Source organism: Sphingopyxis sp. GC21 (assembly GCF_025727575.1).
Taxonomy (GTDB): Bacteria; Pseudomonadota; Alphaproteobacteria; order Sphingomonadales; family Sphingomonadaceae; genus Sphingopyxis; species Sphingopyxis terrae_A.
The window spans coordinates 3,607,016-3,623,357 of record NZ_CP095845.1 but is presented as its reverse complement, the minus strand read 5'-3'; the positions used below and the strand labels follow the sequence as shown (position 1 = coordinate 3,623,357).

16 protein-coding genes are annotated in these 16,342 nt (G+C 62.1%); 6 read left to right on the top strand and 10 right to left on the bottom strand.

The genetic code is table 11. From position 1 onward, the window contains the following. Window positions 1-6 precede the first annotated feature (6 nt). From MU856_RS17500 to MU856_RS17480, 5 genes are read left to right on the top strand one after another with little or no spacing between them, the layout of a single operon-like run. Window positions 7-1,209: a hypothetical protein gene (locus MU856_RS17500; protein ID WP_257549226.1), complete on the top strand. Its 1,203-nt coding sequence runs from the start codon at window positions 7-9 to the stop codon at window positions 1,207-1,209. Next, a complete protein-coding gene (locus tag MU856_RS17495) occupies window positions 1,190-2,515 on the top strand; it encodes a lipopolysaccharide biosynthesis protein (protein ID WP_257549228.1) in 1,326 nt (441 codons plus the stop codon). The genes MU856_RS17500 and MU856_RS17495 overlap by 20 nt, the downstream gene beginning before the upstream one ends. After that, a complete protein-coding gene (locus MU856_RS17490) occupies window positions 2,512-3,207 on the top strand; it encodes an RNA polymerase sigma factor (protein ID WP_257549230.1) in 696 nt (231 codons plus the stop codon). Before MU856_RS17495 ends, MU856_RS17490 begins: the two co-directional genes overlap by 4 nt. Then, the gene (locus tag MU856_RS17485; protein ID WP_263588089.1) at window positions 3,191-4,144 is read left to right on the top strand and encodes a FecR family protein; all 954 of its coding nucleotides are present in this window, start codon (window positions 3,191-3,193) and stop codon (window positions 4,142-4,144) included. The genes MU856_RS17490 and MU856_RS17485 overlap by 17 nt, the downstream gene beginning before the upstream one ends. 4 nt (window positions 4,145-4,148) lie before the next feature. Beyond that, window positions 4,149-6,536: a TonB-dependent receptor domain-containing protein gene (locus MU856_RS17480; RefSeq protein ID WP_257549234.1), complete on the top strand. Its 2,388-nt coding sequence runs from the start codon at window positions 4,149-4,151 to the stop codon at window positions 6,534-6,536. Between the two features lie 190 nt (window positions 6,537-6,726). Here the strand turns inward: MU856_RS17480 and MU856_RS17475 are convergent, their stop codons facing one another. From MU856_RS17475 to MU856_RS17460, 4 genes are all read right to left on the bottom strand, one after another. Then, a complete protein-coding gene (locus MU856_RS17475) occupies window positions 6,727-7,737 on the bottom strand; it encodes a hypothetical protein (RefSeq protein WP_263588088.1) in 1,011 nt (336 codons plus the stop codon). A gap of 123 nt (window positions 7,738-7,860) precedes the next feature. After that, the gene (locus MU856_RS17470; protein ID WP_263588087.1) at window positions 7,861-8,745 is read right to left on the bottom strand and encodes a hypothetical protein; all 885 of its coding nucleotides are present in this window, start codon (window positions 8,743-8,745) and stop codon (window positions 7,861-7,863) included. Between the two features lie 604 nt (window positions 8,746-9,349). After that, window positions 9,350-10,540, bottom strand: a complete 1,191-nt coding sequence (locus MU856_RS17465) for an IS91 family transposase (RefSeq protein ID WP_184101819.1) — start codon at window positions 10,538-10,540, stop codon at window positions 9,350-9,352. Window positions 10,541-10,545: 5 nt separating this feature from the next. Beyond that, complete coding sequence (locus MU856_RS17460; protein ID WP_263588086.1) at window positions 10,546-11,454, bottom strand: site-specific integrase; 909 nt, start codon at window positions 11,452-11,454, stop codon at window positions 10,546-10,548. A 256-nt stretch (window positions 11,455-11,710) separates the two neighbouring features. Here MU856_RS17460 and MU856_RS17455 point away from each other — a divergent pair, with 256 nt between their 5' ends. Continuing rightward, window positions 11,711-11,833: a hypothetical protein gene (locus tag MU856_RS17455; RefSeq protein WP_263588085.1), complete on the top strand. Its 123-nt coding sequence runs from the start codon at window positions 11,711-11,713 to the stop codon at window positions 11,831-11,833. 22 nt (window positions 11,834-11,855) lie between these two features. Here the strand turns inward: MU856_RS17455 and MU856_RS17450 are convergent, their stop codons facing one another. The 6 genes from MU856_RS17450 to MU856_RS17425 all read right to left on the bottom strand — a co-directional run bounded on the left by MU856_RS17450 (window position 11,856) and on the right by MU856_RS17425 (window position 16,071). After that, window positions 11,856-12,086 carry a DUF5818 domain-containing protein gene (locus MU856_RS17450; protein ID WP_412072800.1) on the bottom strand — a complete coding sequence of 77 codons (231 nt, stop codon included), beginning with the start codon at window positions 12,084-12,086 and terminating at the stop codon, window positions 11,856-11,858. A gap of 80 nt (window positions 12,087-12,166) precedes the next feature. Further along, window positions 12,167-12,829, bottom strand: a complete 663-nt coding sequence (locus MU856_RS17445; protein ID WP_263588083.1) for a thermonuclease family protein — start codon at window positions 12,827-12,829, stop codon at window positions 12,167-12,169. A 333-nt stretch (window positions 12,830-13,162) separates the two neighbouring features. Next, window positions 13,163-13,606 carry a hypothetical protein gene (locus MU856_RS17440; RefSeq protein ID WP_263588082.1) on the bottom strand — a complete coding sequence of 148 codons (444 nt, stop codon included), beginning with the start codon at window positions 13,604-13,606 and terminating at the stop codon, window positions 13,163-13,165. A gap of 123 nt (window positions 13,607-13,729) precedes the next feature. Continuing rightward, the gene (locus MU856_RS17435; protein ID WP_263588081.1) at window positions 13,730-14,266 is read right to left on the bottom strand and encodes a hypothetical protein; all 537 of its coding nucleotides are present in this window, start codon (window positions 14,264-14,266) and stop codon (window positions 13,730-13,732) included. Further along, window positions 14,266-14,985, bottom strand: coding sequence for a hypothetical protein (locus MU856_RS17430; protein ID WP_234181448.1), 720 nt, complete (start codon window positions 14,983-14,985; stop codon window positions 14,266-14,268). Before MU856_RS17430 ends, MU856_RS17435 begins: the two co-directional genes overlap by 1 nt. Before the next feature lie 75 nt (window positions 14,986-15,060). After that, window positions 15,061-16,071, bottom strand: coding sequence for a hypothetical protein (locus tag MU856_RS17425; RefSeq protein ID WP_263588080.1), 1,011 nt, complete (start codon window positions 16,069-16,071; stop codon window positions 15,061-15,063). Window positions 16,072-16,342 lie beyond the last annotated feature (271 nt).

Here is a 16,342-nt window from a genome sequence, read left to right as displayed (position 1 = left end):
CTCCCTATGCGGATCGGCTTTCTCTTCAACCACGACCAGATTCATCAGATGGCGCACAGCTTGCCGGTCGCTATGGCCCTGGCGCGCGCAGGCACGGGCGCCGATATCATGGTCGCGACCACCAGTGATCTGCTGGCGCGCGAGGCGATCCGGTTGATGGGCGGCACTGTGCCGGCTGGCATCCGGCTTGTCGCGCTTGGTCTGAATTCGGCTGCGTCGCGGAGCCTCAACGCAGTGCTCGGATCGATTCTTCCGGCCGCCAAATTGTTGGTATATCGTGACAATCTCGACTTCTTCCGCTCGCTCGATTTGCTTGTCGTGACCGAGCGGACGTCGCTCATCCTCAAGACGCGCTACGGCCTTTCATCGCTCCGCATGGTGCTGACCGATCATGGCGCCGGTGACCGGGCGATCGGCTTCGGCAAGTCCGCGGCGCTGTTCGATCATATCCTGGCGGCAGGCCCGAAAATCCGGGACAGGCTGACCCGGGAAGCGGGCGTGTGCCCGGATCGCCTGACGATCACCGGCTATCCCAAATTCGATATCGCGGCAGGGCAGGGACGGCCGATCAAGTTTCGCGGCAGCAATCGGCCGATCGTCCTCTACAATCCGCACGTCTCGCCGCATCTCTCATCCTGGTACAAGCAGGGCCGCGCGGTACTCGACTATTTCCTTGGTTCCGATCGTTACAATCTGATTTTCGCGCCGCACATCATGATGTTCGAGCGGCGGATGGCGGTGACGATCGACAAGCTCCGCTTCGGCCTGCCCGGCAACCTGCACAGGCGATATGCGGCGGCGCCCAATATCCATATCGATCTCGGCAGCGCCGCGCTGACCGACATGAGCTACACCAACGGCGCGGACATCTATCTCGGCGACGTAAGCAGCCAGATCTACGAGTTTTTGAAATCGCCGCGGCCCTGTCTTTTCCTCAACAGCCACGGCATCGACCCCGACCGGGATCCCAATTTCGCCCATTGGCAATCGGGGCCGGTGATCTCGGGAGCCGGCGACCTCGGTCGCGGTTTGGAGGAAGCGGTGGCGGATCACCCGGGCCGCTATCGGTCCGTGCAGCGCCGACTCTTCGACCATACGTTCGACCTCACCGCCGAGCCATCGTCGGCGCGCGCCGCCCGTGCGATCGCTTGCCTCGCGCGCGGCGTCATGCCCGAGGGCAGGTCCCCCGATGGCCGCCTTGCTTACTGAGACCGCAAAGGCGCCGCCGGGACCGGTTCGCCGCATCTACGAAAATCTCGGCCTCCTGCTTGGCGGCAAGGCTGCGGCCGGCCTGATCAGTCTCATCTATGTCGTCGTCGCCGCGCGTGTCCTTGGCCCCGAACAATATGGCGTGCTGGTGCTCGTCAATTATTTCGCGATGCTGATCGGCGGCCTCATCGCCTTTCCGGGCTGGCACGCGATCGTTCGCTACGGGGTCCAGCCCGCCGAGACCGATCATGCGAAGCTCATCCGGCTGCTTCGCTTTGCCGGCGCCATCGAACTGGCGGCGGGCGTCGCCTCCGTCATTGTCGCAGCGCTTGCGGTGCCGCTCGTCGGCCCGCTGCTCGGATGGTCGGCGGACGCGCAGGCGCTCGCGGTCCCCTATTGCTTTGCCGTTCTGGCGACAGTGCGCGCGACGCCGGGCGGTTATTTGCAGATACTACGGCGCTTCGACCTCCTCGCGCTTCACAATATCGTCACCCCGGTGATGCGGCTGCTCGGGACGCTGATCATCATCGTCTTCGATCTGGGGCTCACGGCCTTCCTCGTTGCGTGGCTCGTCGCTGCGCTTCTCGAGGGCGCGTCGCTATGGATTGCGGCGATCTATCTCGCCCGTCGTCATATGCTCGATCAGCCCTTGCTAGGCGCCATCGCGGACGCGCGGCGCGAGCATGAGGGGCTGGGCCGCTTCATGCTCACCGCCAATGCCGATATCATGCTTGGCGACCTGACCGGACGGCTGACACCGCTCATTGTCGGGGCAATGCTCGGCCCGGCAGCGGCGGGCCTCTATTCGATCGCCCACCGCGCGACGATCGTCATTTCGCAGCCTGCGCAAATGTTGGGGCAAGCCGCCTATGCCGAGCTCGCGCGCCTCGCGGCTGGCGGCGGCGCGGGTCTCGTTATCCGGCAGGCGCTCGGCCGGTGCATCGGCATTGCGTTCGCCACGGCGCTGCCTCTTCTCGTCATCCTCGCTTTCTTTTCGCGCGAAATCGCAATATTGATCGGCGGGCAAGCCTTCGCCGACGCTGCCGGGGTCATGCTCTGGCTGACGCTCGCCCGCGTCGTCGCGATGGCAGGGCCACCGACAAGTGCAGCGCTGATCGCCATCGGGCGACCCGGCTTGTCGGTGAGGGCAAATATAATCGCCGGACTTGGCCTCATGCCGCTGCTGCCCCTGTTTACCCGCTCTGCAGGGCTCGTGGGTGCCGGTTATCATGCCCTGCTGCAGGCGTTGGTCGCTGCGGGCCTGCTTGGTTTCGCTCTGTGGCGAGTTACGGATCGTCCGCAATGAGCGCGCCGTTCGCCTTAACCGCTTCGTGCAGCCTCACGCCTTTCATATTCGCGCCATATGAGGCAGACACTATGCCTTGCCGCAAGGACGAAGACGAAAGAGCGCAGCGTTTGATGAATAGATCCGGCGGGCTCGAAGCGATATTCATGGCCAATCGGCCAGCTTTGTCGCGCTATTTGCGCGTTCGTCTTCGAGGCGATGGAGACGGTGAAGACATCCTGCAGGAACTGTGGCTGAAGCTCGCCGGTATCGACGCGAGCCTGATCGCCGAGCCGCTCGCCTATCTCTATCGAACCGCGGAGAATCTGGTCCTCGACCGGCGCCGCTCGGCGCAGCGCCGCATCGCGCGCGAGCAGGAATGGACGAAGGGGCATATCGACGGCAGCATGGCCGCACCGCGCGATGCGCAGCCATCGGCCGAACGCATGCTTGTGGCCCGCGACCAGCTGAGGCGGGTCGATGCGGTGCTCGACGCCTTGCCCGAGCGCACCGCCTTCGCGTTTCGCGCCGTGCGGATCGATGGCGTGCCACAAAAGCAGATCGCCGCCCAAATGGGGATCAGCGTGAGCGCGGTGGAGAAGCATTTGCAACGGGGGTACCGCGCGGTTCTGGAGCTCAAACAGCAGCTGGATGTGGATATCGACGCGCCGCAACGTCAAGTGGCCGAAGGAATTGATGATGGGGACCGGTAGCATCGTGGACGAGGCCGTCGCATGGCATGTACGGTTGCAAGGGCCGGCGGCCGACGGCGCGCTGTGGGCCGAGTTCACAGCCTGGATGGAAGCCGATCCGACGCACGCCGATGCCTATGATGCCGTCGCGCTCGCCGACGAGCGTCTTTCGGAAGAACTGGCCGAAACCAGTGCGCCCGAGGCATATGAGCCGCTGCTGACCAATGACAACGAGCCCGGTGCCCGGCCCTGGTATCGGCGCACCGCTTTTCTCTCGATCGCGGCGAGTCTCGTCCTCGCGCTGTTCTTGTCGCCTATGCTTTTTCGATCGCCTGGAGTGGAAGTGATTACGACCCAGCCCGGCGAAACACGCGAAATCGCTCTTGGCGATGGATCGACGATCGGCCTCAACGGTGGCACCACTATTCACCTCGATCGCAAGGCCGAACGCTTCGCGCGCCTCGACAGCGGCGAGGCGATCTTCACGATCAAGCATGACAGCGCGCGGCCGTTCGTCGTCGAGACGGGCGACGGAACGCTCCGTGATCTCGGCACGATCTTCAACGTGCGCCAGTCGGTAAACGGCCTGGAAGTCGGCGTGTCCGAAGGCAGCATCCAATATGATCCGGGCGCCCAAGCGGTCACGGTAACGGCGGGCAAACAGCTCCGTGTCCAGCGCGGCAAGTCCAAGGCGGTGGTGACGGCCATCGACCCGGCTTCGGTCGGCGGGTGGCGGCAGGGGAGGCTGAGTTATCATGATGCGCCGCTCACCACGATCGCGCTCGATCTCTCGCGTTCGCTTGGCACGCCGGTGACTGTTTCGCCGGATCTGACAAGCCGGCGCTTTTCGGGCGTTATCCGCATCGATCGCGACGAAGCGAAGCTCTTCCGGCAACTGGAGTCCTTGCTTGGCGTCCATGCCCGCCATAGTGCCAAAGGATGGCAATTGACGCGCTAATCCGGTGACCTGGAATCATTTTCTTTCTGCCGCGGCAATCGCCATCGTTACTGCGAGCCCGGCGGCGGCGGCGGCGGCGGAAAGCCGCAACTTTAATATTCCGGCCCAGCGTCTCGACAATGCCTTGATCACGCTCGGAAACGAGACGCAAATTTCTATCGGCGGCATCGATCAGCGTCTGGCAGGTGTGCGCAGCAAGCCGGTTCGCGGCCGGATGACGATCGCACAGGCGCTCACCATGATGCTGCGAGGTACCGGTTTTACCTACCGGATCGTCGATGCCGAGACCGTTCGTATCATTCCGGCGCCGCAGGCGCAGGCGAGGCCGAAGCCCGTGGCGCCTCCGAAGCTTGCACCCCCCGCGCCGCGTATCGAGGCAACGATGACGCCGCCCGTTGAAATCATCGTTACTGCGACCAAGCAAGGCCAGCCGCTCGACAGCTATCCGGGCACCGCGCATATCGAGTCGGTAGGCAGCGTCGGTATTGGAGAGAGTCAGGGCACTGCTGCCTTTGTCGCGCGCATCCCGACCTTGACCTCGACCAATCTGGGGCCGGGCCGCAACAAATTGTTTGTGCGCGGAATCGCCGACAGCAGCTTTTCCGGACCGACCCAGTCGACCGTTGGTATCTATCTCGGTGACCTTCGGCTCACCTATAATGCGCCCGAGCCTGACCTGCGCCTCTATGATATCGACCGCATCGAAGTGATCGAGGGCCCCCAAGGCACGCTCTATGGCGCCGGAGCGCTTGGCGGGATCATTCGGATCGTTCCGAAAATGGCGGACGCGGGTGGCTTTCACGCTTCGGCAACCGCAGGTCGATCGTTCACGCGAGGAGCCGAGCCGGGATATGATATCGAGGGAATGGTCAATCTCCCGATCCTGACCGACCGGGTGGCGCTTCGCGTCGTCGGCTACAAACAGGTCGAAGGCGGCTATATCGACAATAGCACGTTGGGGACCGAGAATACCAACCGGACCCGCATCGATGGCGCACGCGCAAACTTGCGAATTGAACCGGGAGATAATTGGACGATCGATGTCAACGCGTTGCTCCAGAATATCGACACCCGCGACGGCCAATATGCCGAGTCCGATCAGCCGCGTCGGACCCATGCTGCAAATATCCCGCAGCCGTATGACAATGATTTCAAGGCGGCGGGGTTCGAGATTGCCAAAGACTGGAGCGATCTCAAGCTCATCTCATCGACGGGTATCGTTGACCATGGCTTGTCGGAAACCTTCGATGCGACCGGATTTGGCGGCAATCCCGAGGTGCAGATTTTCGAAGGGCATGAGGAAATTCGCCTGCTGACCCACGAGACGCGACTTTCGCACCGCGGGCCGTTCGGCAACAGCTGGGTCGTGGGGCTCGGTCTCGTCCACAACATCGACCGCATCGACCGTCGTCTCGGTCCGCTCGACGCGCCCGTCACGCTCGCGCGGCTGCGCAACCAGAAGACCGAGGTCGCCGTCTTCGGCGAAGCGACGCAGCAGATCGCTCCGCGCCTGTCCGGGACACTCGGCGGACGTGTCGTCTTTGCTGAGACGATCGGCGAGTTGATGGGTGGCTCGGATCAGGATTTCGAACCGAAGCGTCGGCAGGTTCGTGTCCTCCCGACCGCTGCGCTGTCGTGGAAACCGAACCCCGAACTTCTAACTTTTCTCCGCTACCAAAGCGGCTTTCGGAGCGGCGGCATCGCGATCACCGGGGGGCGGGTCAACACCGCGCAGCGCTTCGATTCGGATTCGATCCACACCGCGGAGCTCGGAATCAGGTTCGGGAGCGAAGCCGATACTGCCACGTCCCGCTTCTCAGGCGGCATCACGACCTCCTATTCGATCTGGACAAGTATCCAGGCCGATCTGATCGGGGTCGACGGGCTGCCCTTTACCGAAAATATCGGACGCGGCACGGTCTACGGTGCTGAAATCAACGGCCGCTGGCATGCGACCGATCGCCTGTTCTTCGATGGCGCGATGTTCGTCAATCGCAGCGCGCTGACCAACCCTGCCGAAGGGCTCGAAGAGGCCGACGAACGGCCGCTGCCTAATATTGCGCGGACCGGTGCGCGTTTCAGCGCGGCTTGGGAGAGGCCCTTGTCCTCCAGCCTTACCTTCAAGCTCGACGGTACCGTCCGCCTGATCGGCGCGTCGAGCCTGGGGACGACGGCGCCACTCATCCTCGAACATGGCGAAACGACCCAGGTCGACCTGTCGGCGTCGCTTGTCGCATCGCAAGGCTGGGCCATCTCGCTGGATGCCACGAACCTGCTCGATGCCAGCGGTAATACCTTCTCCTATGGCAACCCATTCACCGTCGCCGACGGCAAGCAGATCACGCCGCTGCGACCACTGACGGTACGATTGGGTATTCGGGCAGGATTCTGAGGGGCCACATCCGCTTGAAATCGATAAGTGTCACGACAGCTTTGTCAGTTCCTCATTCGAAAGCTGCCTGACCGCAACCGGCCAGGAGCGCCATAATTCGTGACTTGAATGACCGCCGGTTTCCACGTCGGAGCGGAGTGTTGCGAACGACGGTTGTTCAGGCGGCGCCGGTTCGCTGCACCTCTTGCCCCTAGAGCAGCACTACCTTCCTGTTCGGCGCGGCCGTCAGTCGAAAGCGGCGCAACGTTATCCCCAGCTCCGCGAAGCAGAGCGCCAGCCCATCCGGCAGGTCGCCCTCCGGCACGACCAAGGTCCGGACGATCCCGGTGCCCGTGCCGACCGAGTGGGTCATCAGCTGTCCGATCGCCGTGTAGAGGGACTGCCGCCCGCAGTCAGTTTTCACCTCGTAGATCTCAGTCATCTTTGCGTCCGTCTTCACCATCAGGTCGACGAGCAGGCTATTGACCACCCGCTCTCCCTTGCAAACCTTTGCCTCTCGCTCGTCGCGAAGCGCCTTTACGACGTCGCCATGGTAGGAGACGTAGTCGATCTCCGCGCGCCGACGGCCCTTTCGACGGCCCGACGCCTCTTCTCTAAACTCGTTCCACGCGGCGATCTTTCGGCGTGCGGCTTCGCTGTCGAGGTCTCCGCGCTTTACCGCGTCCTTGAAGTCACGCACGTTGCGCACGAAGTTCCAGATACGCCCGGCTAGATCGGAATCGTCGACGCGACCGATGACAATGCCTGGCCGCGGTCCACCCTCGCTTCGCTCCACATCGACGAGCTCCCGGTCGGACCAGCTTATGAAGGCCCCTCTTCCCACCCCTTTCTTCCCGCCGCCAACGCTTCCGTCGTGCATCAGATAGGTGGCGCCCGTCGAAGGATCGCGCGCGAAGAAGCCAGCGACCGACGCGGAGTTCGAGGTGGTCGGAATGTTGATCTCCACGGAAATCATCTGCGCGTAACGCTTGCTGTCGAAGACGCCAAAGGCGTTCCACCGCCGCGGCACCTTCGCATCGGAGGCGTTCGAGAACGCCGCCCACAGGGAGCCGTCGCCATTGGCGTACATGATCTCGTCCACATTCCCGCTCGGGAAGCCGATGTTGCGCTTGCCAACGCGTTGGAGGTGCCCGGTAATCGACGCCTCCATCGCCTTCTGCGCCTTGCTCTTTTCCCTGTTGTCCTCAACTAGAACCAGCATTGATCACTGCCCTCCAATTCCATAAAGCTTCTAGATAATGTGTCCGGGGCGTGTCCTGCCAAGTTCATGAAGGTCGGACTGGCAGGTCGGACATGGCCGCTCCGGCCGGGCCGCGCCAACGTCTCAAGCGCTTCGGCCGGAACTTAGAAGGAGCAGCCGCACGAAGCTGAACAGCCGAACGAACAGCCAGTCCACCTGCTCGGACCGTTCGATCATCTCCTGCGCGATCTCGGAATGACGGATGCGAAGGCTGTTGCCGATGTCGGTGAGCGCCTTCGCCTCCTCGCTCAGAGCCGAGCGCATCGTGGAACCGGGAGCCCCAGCACGGTCGAGGAGCGCATCCGCCCGCGCCTTCTTGTCCGCACCGCGTTCGAGCGTCTTCATCCGCTCGAACGCGTCCCATAGCTTCTCGGTAGCGTCCCGCCGATCGTCCAGCTTGGGCGACAGGAAGTGCGAGCGGGCATATTCCAACAGGCGGTCCAGCTCATCATCGCCGGTACTGAACATATGCCAGCCCAGCGTCTGCGCCACCGGCAGCGGCAGGATCCGTTGGGCATGGCCAGTGTCATCGAGCTTGAAAGCGATGCCGTTCCGCCGAAACAATAGATTCACCTCAGCGACGAACTTCGTCAGGCCCGCATCGCGGTCCCACTGCATGTGATGATGATGGTGATAAGAATGGTAGCTGCCGAGGATCGGCTCGCCGACTGCCGAGGCGCAGAATTCCAGCAGATCGAGGATAACCGGCGTGTCGGGCAGCTCACCGCGTTGGAGAGGCCAGTCGATCCACGGCACCTCGGCCTTGATGAAGCGTGCAAAGGCCTGACGATCGCAGCCGCAAGGCCCATCGCCATCGGGACACTGAGCCGTGAATCGGTAGCCGAAGGCCCCATCGTCAAGCCGCATGTCGATGGCAGCCTGAAGCGCCTCCCACACCCGCTCGTCGATGGTCTCGGATATCGCTAGCCGCTGACCGTATTCGCGGTCGGTGAAGTAATTCGTGCTCAACCTTGCCCCCGAGATAAACAAATGCTTCTATCGCGTCGCTGTTGCAAATTTTTCTGCCCTGCTCGATAGCCGCCAATGACCTAGGTTCAGGCGCGGGCAATTTCCAATCCGAATAGTAGATGATCGCCGAGCTTAGCAAGAATGCAGCGCCATGACACCGATGTGACTTTATGCCGAAGGCGCAGAAGCATCCACGACGTTATAGGTGTGGATGAACGTGCGCAATTCGTCATCGGGCCGCAATCTTGGGATCACCGGCATGTCCGCTTCTCACGATTTGCGTTTGAAAGCTGCCCGACCGCTAACGTTTAGAGTTTCGGACGCCGCCAGGCGTCGGAAAGTCTTCGGTGCCCGAACCGCGGTGGTCATGGGCTGAGCTATGGGGAAAGCTGTTTGGTGCGGGTCGTGGGGCTGCTGAGGGTTGCCCAGAAGCGGACGTGCGCGATAGCGGACCGTCGGGATATGGATCGTAAAAGCGGACGCGGAAAGTCCGACCGTCCGATTTCAGGCGGGCGACGTCCGCTTATGAGCAGCACCGGCGCGAGGGGGGCCGCTTCCAGGCGCGGGTGTGCGCTGGATCGTGTCGGTGCCAGGCCGTGCCGGGTCACGGCGCAGGTGTCCCGGATGCGACCACGGACGGTGGCGGCGCGCGAGGCTGATAGCGGCGCTCGAAGACTTCGATGATGATCATCCTGCCGCCGCAGCACGGACAGGTGGGATGGACGTCGGGCTCTTCGGGTGGTTCCTCGACCGGCGGAGGTGCGACATCGAGCAGGCGGCGTGCGCGTTCGAGATGAGCCTTGCGCCTGGCGCTTGCGAGCAGGCCATAGTGACGGATCCGGTGGAACCCGCGCGGCAGGGCGTGGAGGAGAAAGCGGCGGATGAACTCGTCGGCGGCCAGCGTCATGACCTGCTGCCGTCCTTCGCCAGACTTGCGGTAATCCTTGTAGCGGAAGGTGACCCCGGCCTCGTCGAACCGAAGGAGGCGGCTGTTCGATATGGCGACCCGGTGGGTGTAGCGCGAAAGATAGGCGAGGACCGCTTCGGGGCCGGCAAAGGGAGGCTTGGCATAGACGACCCAGCGCTTCTTCCGGACCGGTGACAGATGCCGCAGGAACGCGCGTCGTTCGGCGAGATGCGTGAGGCTTCCAAAGAATGCGAGCTTGTCGGCATCGTGCAGCGCACGTAGCCGGGTGAGGAAAAGCCGGCGGAAGAGGGCGCCGAGAACGCGGACCGGCAGCAGGAAGGCGGGGCGCGCGGATATCCAGCGTGTTCCATCGCGCGATAGGCCGCCGCCGGGCACGATCATGTGGATATGGGGATGATGGGTCAGCGCCGAGCCCCATGTGTGGAGGACGGCGGTGATGCCGATCCGGGCGCCGAGGTGCTTCGGGTCGGCGGCGATGGTCAGCATCGTATCGGCCGCGGCCCTGAACAGCAGGTCATAGACGAGCGCCTTGTTGTAATAGGCGATCGCGGCGACCTCGGCAGGAAGGGTGAAGACGACGTGGAAGTAGCCGACCGGGAGGAGATCGGCCTCGCGCGCCTCGAGCCAGGTGCGCGCGGCGGCGCCCTGGCACCGCGGGCAGTGCCGGTCGCGGCAACTGTTGTAGGCGATCCGCCAGTGGCCGCAGTCGGTACAGGCCTCGACGTGGCCGCCGAGCGCGGCGGTGCGACAATGCTCGATCGCCGACATGATCCCCAGCTGATGCAGGCTCAGATGCCCGGCATGGGCCATGCGATAGGCAGGCCCCGCGGCACGGAAGATGTCGGCGACCTCGAGTGAGGCGCGCATCGACCTCAGCCGTCGGGCGCTTCCTCGCTGGGCGATGCGAGCGCGAGCCTGTCGAGCGGGCTGACGATCGAGCGAACGGTCCTCGTCGCAACCTGGGTGTAGAAGGCGGTGGTGTTTAGCTTGGCATGGCCGAGCAGCGCCTGGATGACGCGGATATCGACGCCGTCCTCGAGCAGGTGAGTGGCGAAGCTGTGGCGCAGCGTATGCGGTCCGACGCGCTTGTCGATATCGGCGGCCTCCGCGGCTTCGACGACGACGCGGTAGAGCTGGCGGGTGCTGATCGGGGCTGCGGCGCTCTGTCCGGGGAAGAGCCAGCCATCGGGAAGGAGGATGCCCTGTTGCCGTCCGGCGCGCCACCAGTCGCGCAGCAGCAGGAGCAGGCCTTCGGGCAGCATGGCGTTGCGGTAGCGGCCGCCTTTGCCGCGCTCGATCCGCAGCAGCATCCGCTTGCTGTCGATATCGGTGACTTTTAGCGCCGACACCTCGGCGACGCGCAAGCCCGCGCCGTAAGCGACCGACAGCGCCGCCTGGTGCTTCAAGGAGCGCGTGGCATCGAGCAGGCGCTTCACCTCGGCCATGGTGAGGACGACCGGGATCTTGCGTACCTGCCTGGTGCGGACCAGCTTGCGCGCGAGGTCGGGGCGGTCGAGCGTGTGCGTGAAGAAGAACCTCAGCGCGCCGACGATGCTGTTCATCGTTGGTGCGGGGACGCCCGCCTGTTGCTGCTCGATCTGGAACTGCCGGACATCCTCGGCGCTCGCGGTGTGGGGCGAGCGCCCGAGCCAGGTCGCGAACCGTCCGACGTCGCGCAGATAGTTGCGCTGCGTCTCCTTCGAGAAGCGCCGCATGGTCATATCGTCGATCAGCCGCTGGCGCAGCGGGCTGATCGGGCCAATCTGGATAAGCTCGTTCATCGTTCGACTCCTCAGGTAAAGGAGCCGAAAGGGTCTGCCTGCGGCAGCCGACGTTCAATCAGGCGCGGCGCTCGCTCGGCCCCTTTACATTGAGGCTAGCGCCAATCCGCGCAGCGGTTCGTGCACCGGCCAGAGTCGGCGGTATCGCACGCCTGAATGTGAGTTCCGGGGGTGATGCCTATTCCGTAGGATGTTGTCGCCACCAGGCGTGGATTAATCGCTTTCCTACAATGTTTCGCGCTGTCATGCCGAGCCTATGCAAGAACGCGGACCCAAATGGCGCGACCGGGCGCTCGCTATCGAATTCTGGATTGCGACCGCGTTGGTGGGCAGCTCATTCCTCGTCGGGGCGTGGCAGGCGCTCAAATATTTGTTCTAGCGGTGCAGGTGGCGCAGTGGGGCTACGCGCCGGCCGCCAGCGGCGAAGACGCAATATTCTCGGGAGCCACACCGTCGACATCGACCAGGTCTTCACCGACCACGATGCCGGTAATGCGCACACGCTTTTCGATATGATCGACCGGAACGCGGTGCAGGTCGAGGCGCCACCGACCGCCAAGGTCACGGCGAAGCGAGAAACCGCCCGCGTCGCGGAGCAACGTCCCTGTTTCTTCGATTCTCGTGCCGATCATCGTCATGTCTTTGGCCTACGCAATGTCGCAACACCGCGCCAGAAACTTTGCCTGAAGGCCTTTCAACCCAGCCTAAATGCTCAGCGACGCCGAAATGGCTCGCAAGCTACCCCGTCACCGTCGCCATCCATTTCTGGTCGATATCCGGGCTGACCGCGGTATAACGGCGCGGCACCCGCTGCCCATGCCGCATTGCAATTGCGGTAATAGACGCCGGACGGCGCCGACGATGCAGTAGGCCGGCGCACGGCGGATGCCTGCGGCTTGGGCCGATGTGCCCTGGGATTGGCGGCCCGATAGTCCGCCGGCTGCTGGAACTCGGAAGCCCAGATGCCTAGTCTGAGTGCCTTGGCGCGCGCCTCGGCGCTGAGATAACGATCGCTGAAATGTGGCAATGCGACCGCAAGGCCTGCTTCGACCATGGCTTGGCCCAAATCCACTTGCCGCGCGGTGCAGATGGCGACGATCCGGGCATAGTCATCAACATCGCGCTGCTCACAGCGCAATTCGGCACCACTGACCAGTTGCGCCAGTTTTGCCGACGATTCTTTGCCGCATGCCCAGCTCTGTCCCTCGCGCGCGCAAGTCTGGTTAAGCTCAGGGGCGTCCACACCGTGCAAGCGGATGGCGATCCCCGCCATACTGAGAGAGTCGCCGTCCATCGCCCGGCCCGAGCCACTAATGTCCTGCGCGGATACGGAAATCGGCGACAGCGCCAGCCCGATTACAAAAAGCCATTTCATGCGAATGAATTTAGCGCGGTTAGCTTACCAATTTCTTGAACATCCTCGATCGAGCCGAATGTCCTCTATGCGAATACAGCCGATCTAATCCAGTAGGCGGCAAGGCCTCGGTATGCTCAGAAACGGTTGCAGTGCATTTTTCCTTTCCGCCCATAACGGGAAGCAAACGCGCGCTGCCTTGGCTGGCTCGCGGCCCATGAGCTGTTGCGCAAGATCGACCTCATTTTCTCTGAATGGTCCGATCCTGCGAAGCTTTGCAGCGTCGCTGGTACGACAATGGCCTATATTGCTCGCGGCCGCGAAGGTGCCAAGAATGCGAGAGCAAAATGTCTCCTAAATGATGATGAAATCGAGCTCGCCGGGTCCCCAAGAATTATCACCGTTAAATTGCCCCGTCAGTTCGAATGCGTGATCCTCTTCATAGGCCGAACCGTCAAACACCAGGCTCGGGAATTCAGCGGCAATTGCATCGAAAGCGGCGGTAGGAAAGTCCCATGCAGTGGTGAACTGGAAGTGCAGCGTCCCATCCTGACAATCGCGGAAATCGACATCGAATCCGGGCCATTTTGTACCCCAATTTTCAACGCACCAATCCTGACCTTCGCCGGAGGGAATCGGCAAGATGGCGCCAAAATCCAAAATTGTTTCCTGGCGATCAAGTCCGTCAATATAGTTTGATCCATCAGTCGTTGTTGTCTTGAACATCGTCCGCTTAAAGCGTTCAATTTCATTTTTATCGCCTTCAACGTGGAAGCCGCAATAAACGTAGTTAGGCATGCTACTATCCTTTCTTCAATTATATACTTGTTTCTTTCATAATCTAATATCTTACTCGTTATTCAATAGATTCTCCCTTTGTAGATTTTCAATGGAACGACCGTTAGTGATCAGAGCCTCGGATCACCCGTGAATTGCCTTCCACACCACGAACACTGCCATTCCGAAGATCAGGGTCAGCACGATGAGGAGAAGGCTCGAGCGAGCGGCCCAGATCAGCCCATCGCGTGCCTCGTCGCCGTCGCACCGGCTGAAGGCGTGCCGAAGATAGCTGAGCACAGGAAATATGCGGGTCGGATCCAAGGCCTCGATTGCACCAAAGGATGTGTGGTCAGACCATTCAGGACGTCGCGGAATGCGGCGGACGTCAGCAGTCACCTGGCCCACGAGCCGCTGCAGTTGATACCGCAGGTTCCCAAGTTCTTCGCGGTGCGCGGCAAGCTCCACAATGAACGCCTGCTCTTCGACGCTGCGCTTCTTGAGCACGGCTTCCACCTGGTCGGCGATACCCAAATTGCATACGACAATTTGCGTTAGAAGCTCGTCGTCCTGCAGCCCGAATATAGCTTCCATGGTTTGCAGATGGAGCAGCGTTTGCGGGGGCGGGTCCCGGTGGTATATCGCTTGGTAGAGCCCGGCGACGTTCGAGATCTTGCTCATCAGAACAGCCCACCCAGCGCGTCTTCGACATCGCGCTGCCACATACGAAAGCGCGCGCGGGTTCCCCGCGATAGGCCCGCATCGATCTGATCGAGTCCGATGTTGCCGGTGCGGAACATGTCGTAGATGTGCTCGGGCAACGCCGGACAGCAGAAGACATCGCCCCCGGTTTTTTCGACTGCAGCGAGAAGCTCGGCGTCAACGAGCACGAACTTTTGGGGCGGCCCGTGCCAGGCCGGGAGGTTGAGCAGCACGCGGCCTGGCGGGTCACCGGCGAGCATGGCATCGAGCGTCGCGCGTGACGCCTGATCGAGGCCCATAGTCCAGATGATATCGACGTGGATATCGAGCGGGTCTTCTTCATCCTCAATCGCAAAGCGGAGAAACTCGTGGACCCGATCAAGATCCTCAAATCGCCCGCCGGGAACGTTGACGAGGATGTACGCGTCATCGGGCGCGTCATCGATGATCGTGATGAGCTTCTCCTGATCGGATTCGTCACCCAGGTCGATCGGCTCGACGCGATGTCGATTGCCATAGGCATGTTCGATGTCGCGCTGCGACAGGCTCGCTTCGATGAAGATGACGGGAATGCCGCGGTGCATGAGCGAATGTGCAAATGTTGCCAGCGTGCCGGTGCTGCCGACGCCGCCCTTCTCCTTCTCGTAAAGCATGAGGCGCTTGCGCCGGTGCTCCTCAACCTGTTCTTTGGTCGCCATGGGTCACTTCCTTTCTGCGTTGAATAGTTTGGTCGCCTGGCCGCAGGGGTGCGGCTACCCGCGTGAAATGTGCGGTCATGATTTGGGCCTGCCGTGCTTGGCGTGCGCCTCGGCAAGACGTTGCCGGGCGTCGCCCTGCGATCGTGCTCGCCCGGCAAATCTCGCGGCGAGATCCGCTCCGCGACCCGGCGCCGCGGATTCATTCCCCGCCCGTTCCGGAGACGGCGAACTATGTGTTGCCTCTTCCGCGTGTGGTGTCGTTGTAACGAGCTTTTGCCGCGAGGAGACGAGGGGCGGCGGATCGGTAGGAGATGCGGGTGCAGGCGGCGGCTCGGGAAGCTGCTGTAATCCAGTCGAGAACATGACCGGATCGGCAGCGGGGGAGCTCGTCTGGCGTGTGTAACCCGCTGAGAGAAGACGCGTGATGATTTGATTGAATATCTCAGGTCCGTCCTTGAGTTCGGCGAGGGCCGAGAGCTTTGTCGCAATCGCGCCGACGTCGAGAGCGGTGCCGCGAATGGCCGCGAGATTGGTGATCGCCGCGGCCCACTGCTCTGGCCCGTTCGTCGAATTCAGGAGGATCTCAGCAATCTCGTCTGGAATATCGGCCGCAGTAATCTTGCGGCGGCGGAGCGAGGGTGCGCTTTTCTTTTGCTGACCCGGCGGTGCTGGTTCGACAATGCATTCAGGTCCAAGCGCTATTGTGACGGCGCGGATCCGGATAATAGCGACCACGATGTTGAAGATGCGGGACGGACAGACTAGGCCGGACGAGTTGAGGATCGCATCATGGAAAGTTTTCTCAGCGTCCTCGAGTTCGAACACGAGCGCCTCACGGCGATACCGCGGATGGAGCCGGTAGGCGTTAAAACGCGGGACCGTCTTGCGGCTCGCTTCACCGATGATTCCTTGTAATAGCCTGTTTAAGCGTGGTCCGAGCAGCGCGTGCGCAACAGCGCCATTGCGCAGTTCAGCGCCCGTCGCTCGCGATGCTTGATGCTGATCCACCGCGGCGTCGAAACCGGCGAACGCCGCTTCGCACAATAGATCACCAATGGCATCAAGAGCGTCGTCAAGGTAATCCAAATCGTCCTCCCGCACCGAGAAGACCGGGCCTCGCAAACAATCTCGCGGAGGCCTGACGAATCGGGCGGGCTACCATTTATGGTAATGTCAAAGCGATCTCCACAATAACCGTTACTTTCGCATGTGGAAATATCGCAGACGGGTGGTTTATTTGTCACCGATATCTCGGTGTAAGGCGAAGTCCGTTTCACCTTACATCCGCCATTTTCGTGTATGGTGAAATGAAAATCCCTTTACATTATCGATGGAGTTTCCAGCGCAGGAGATTTTC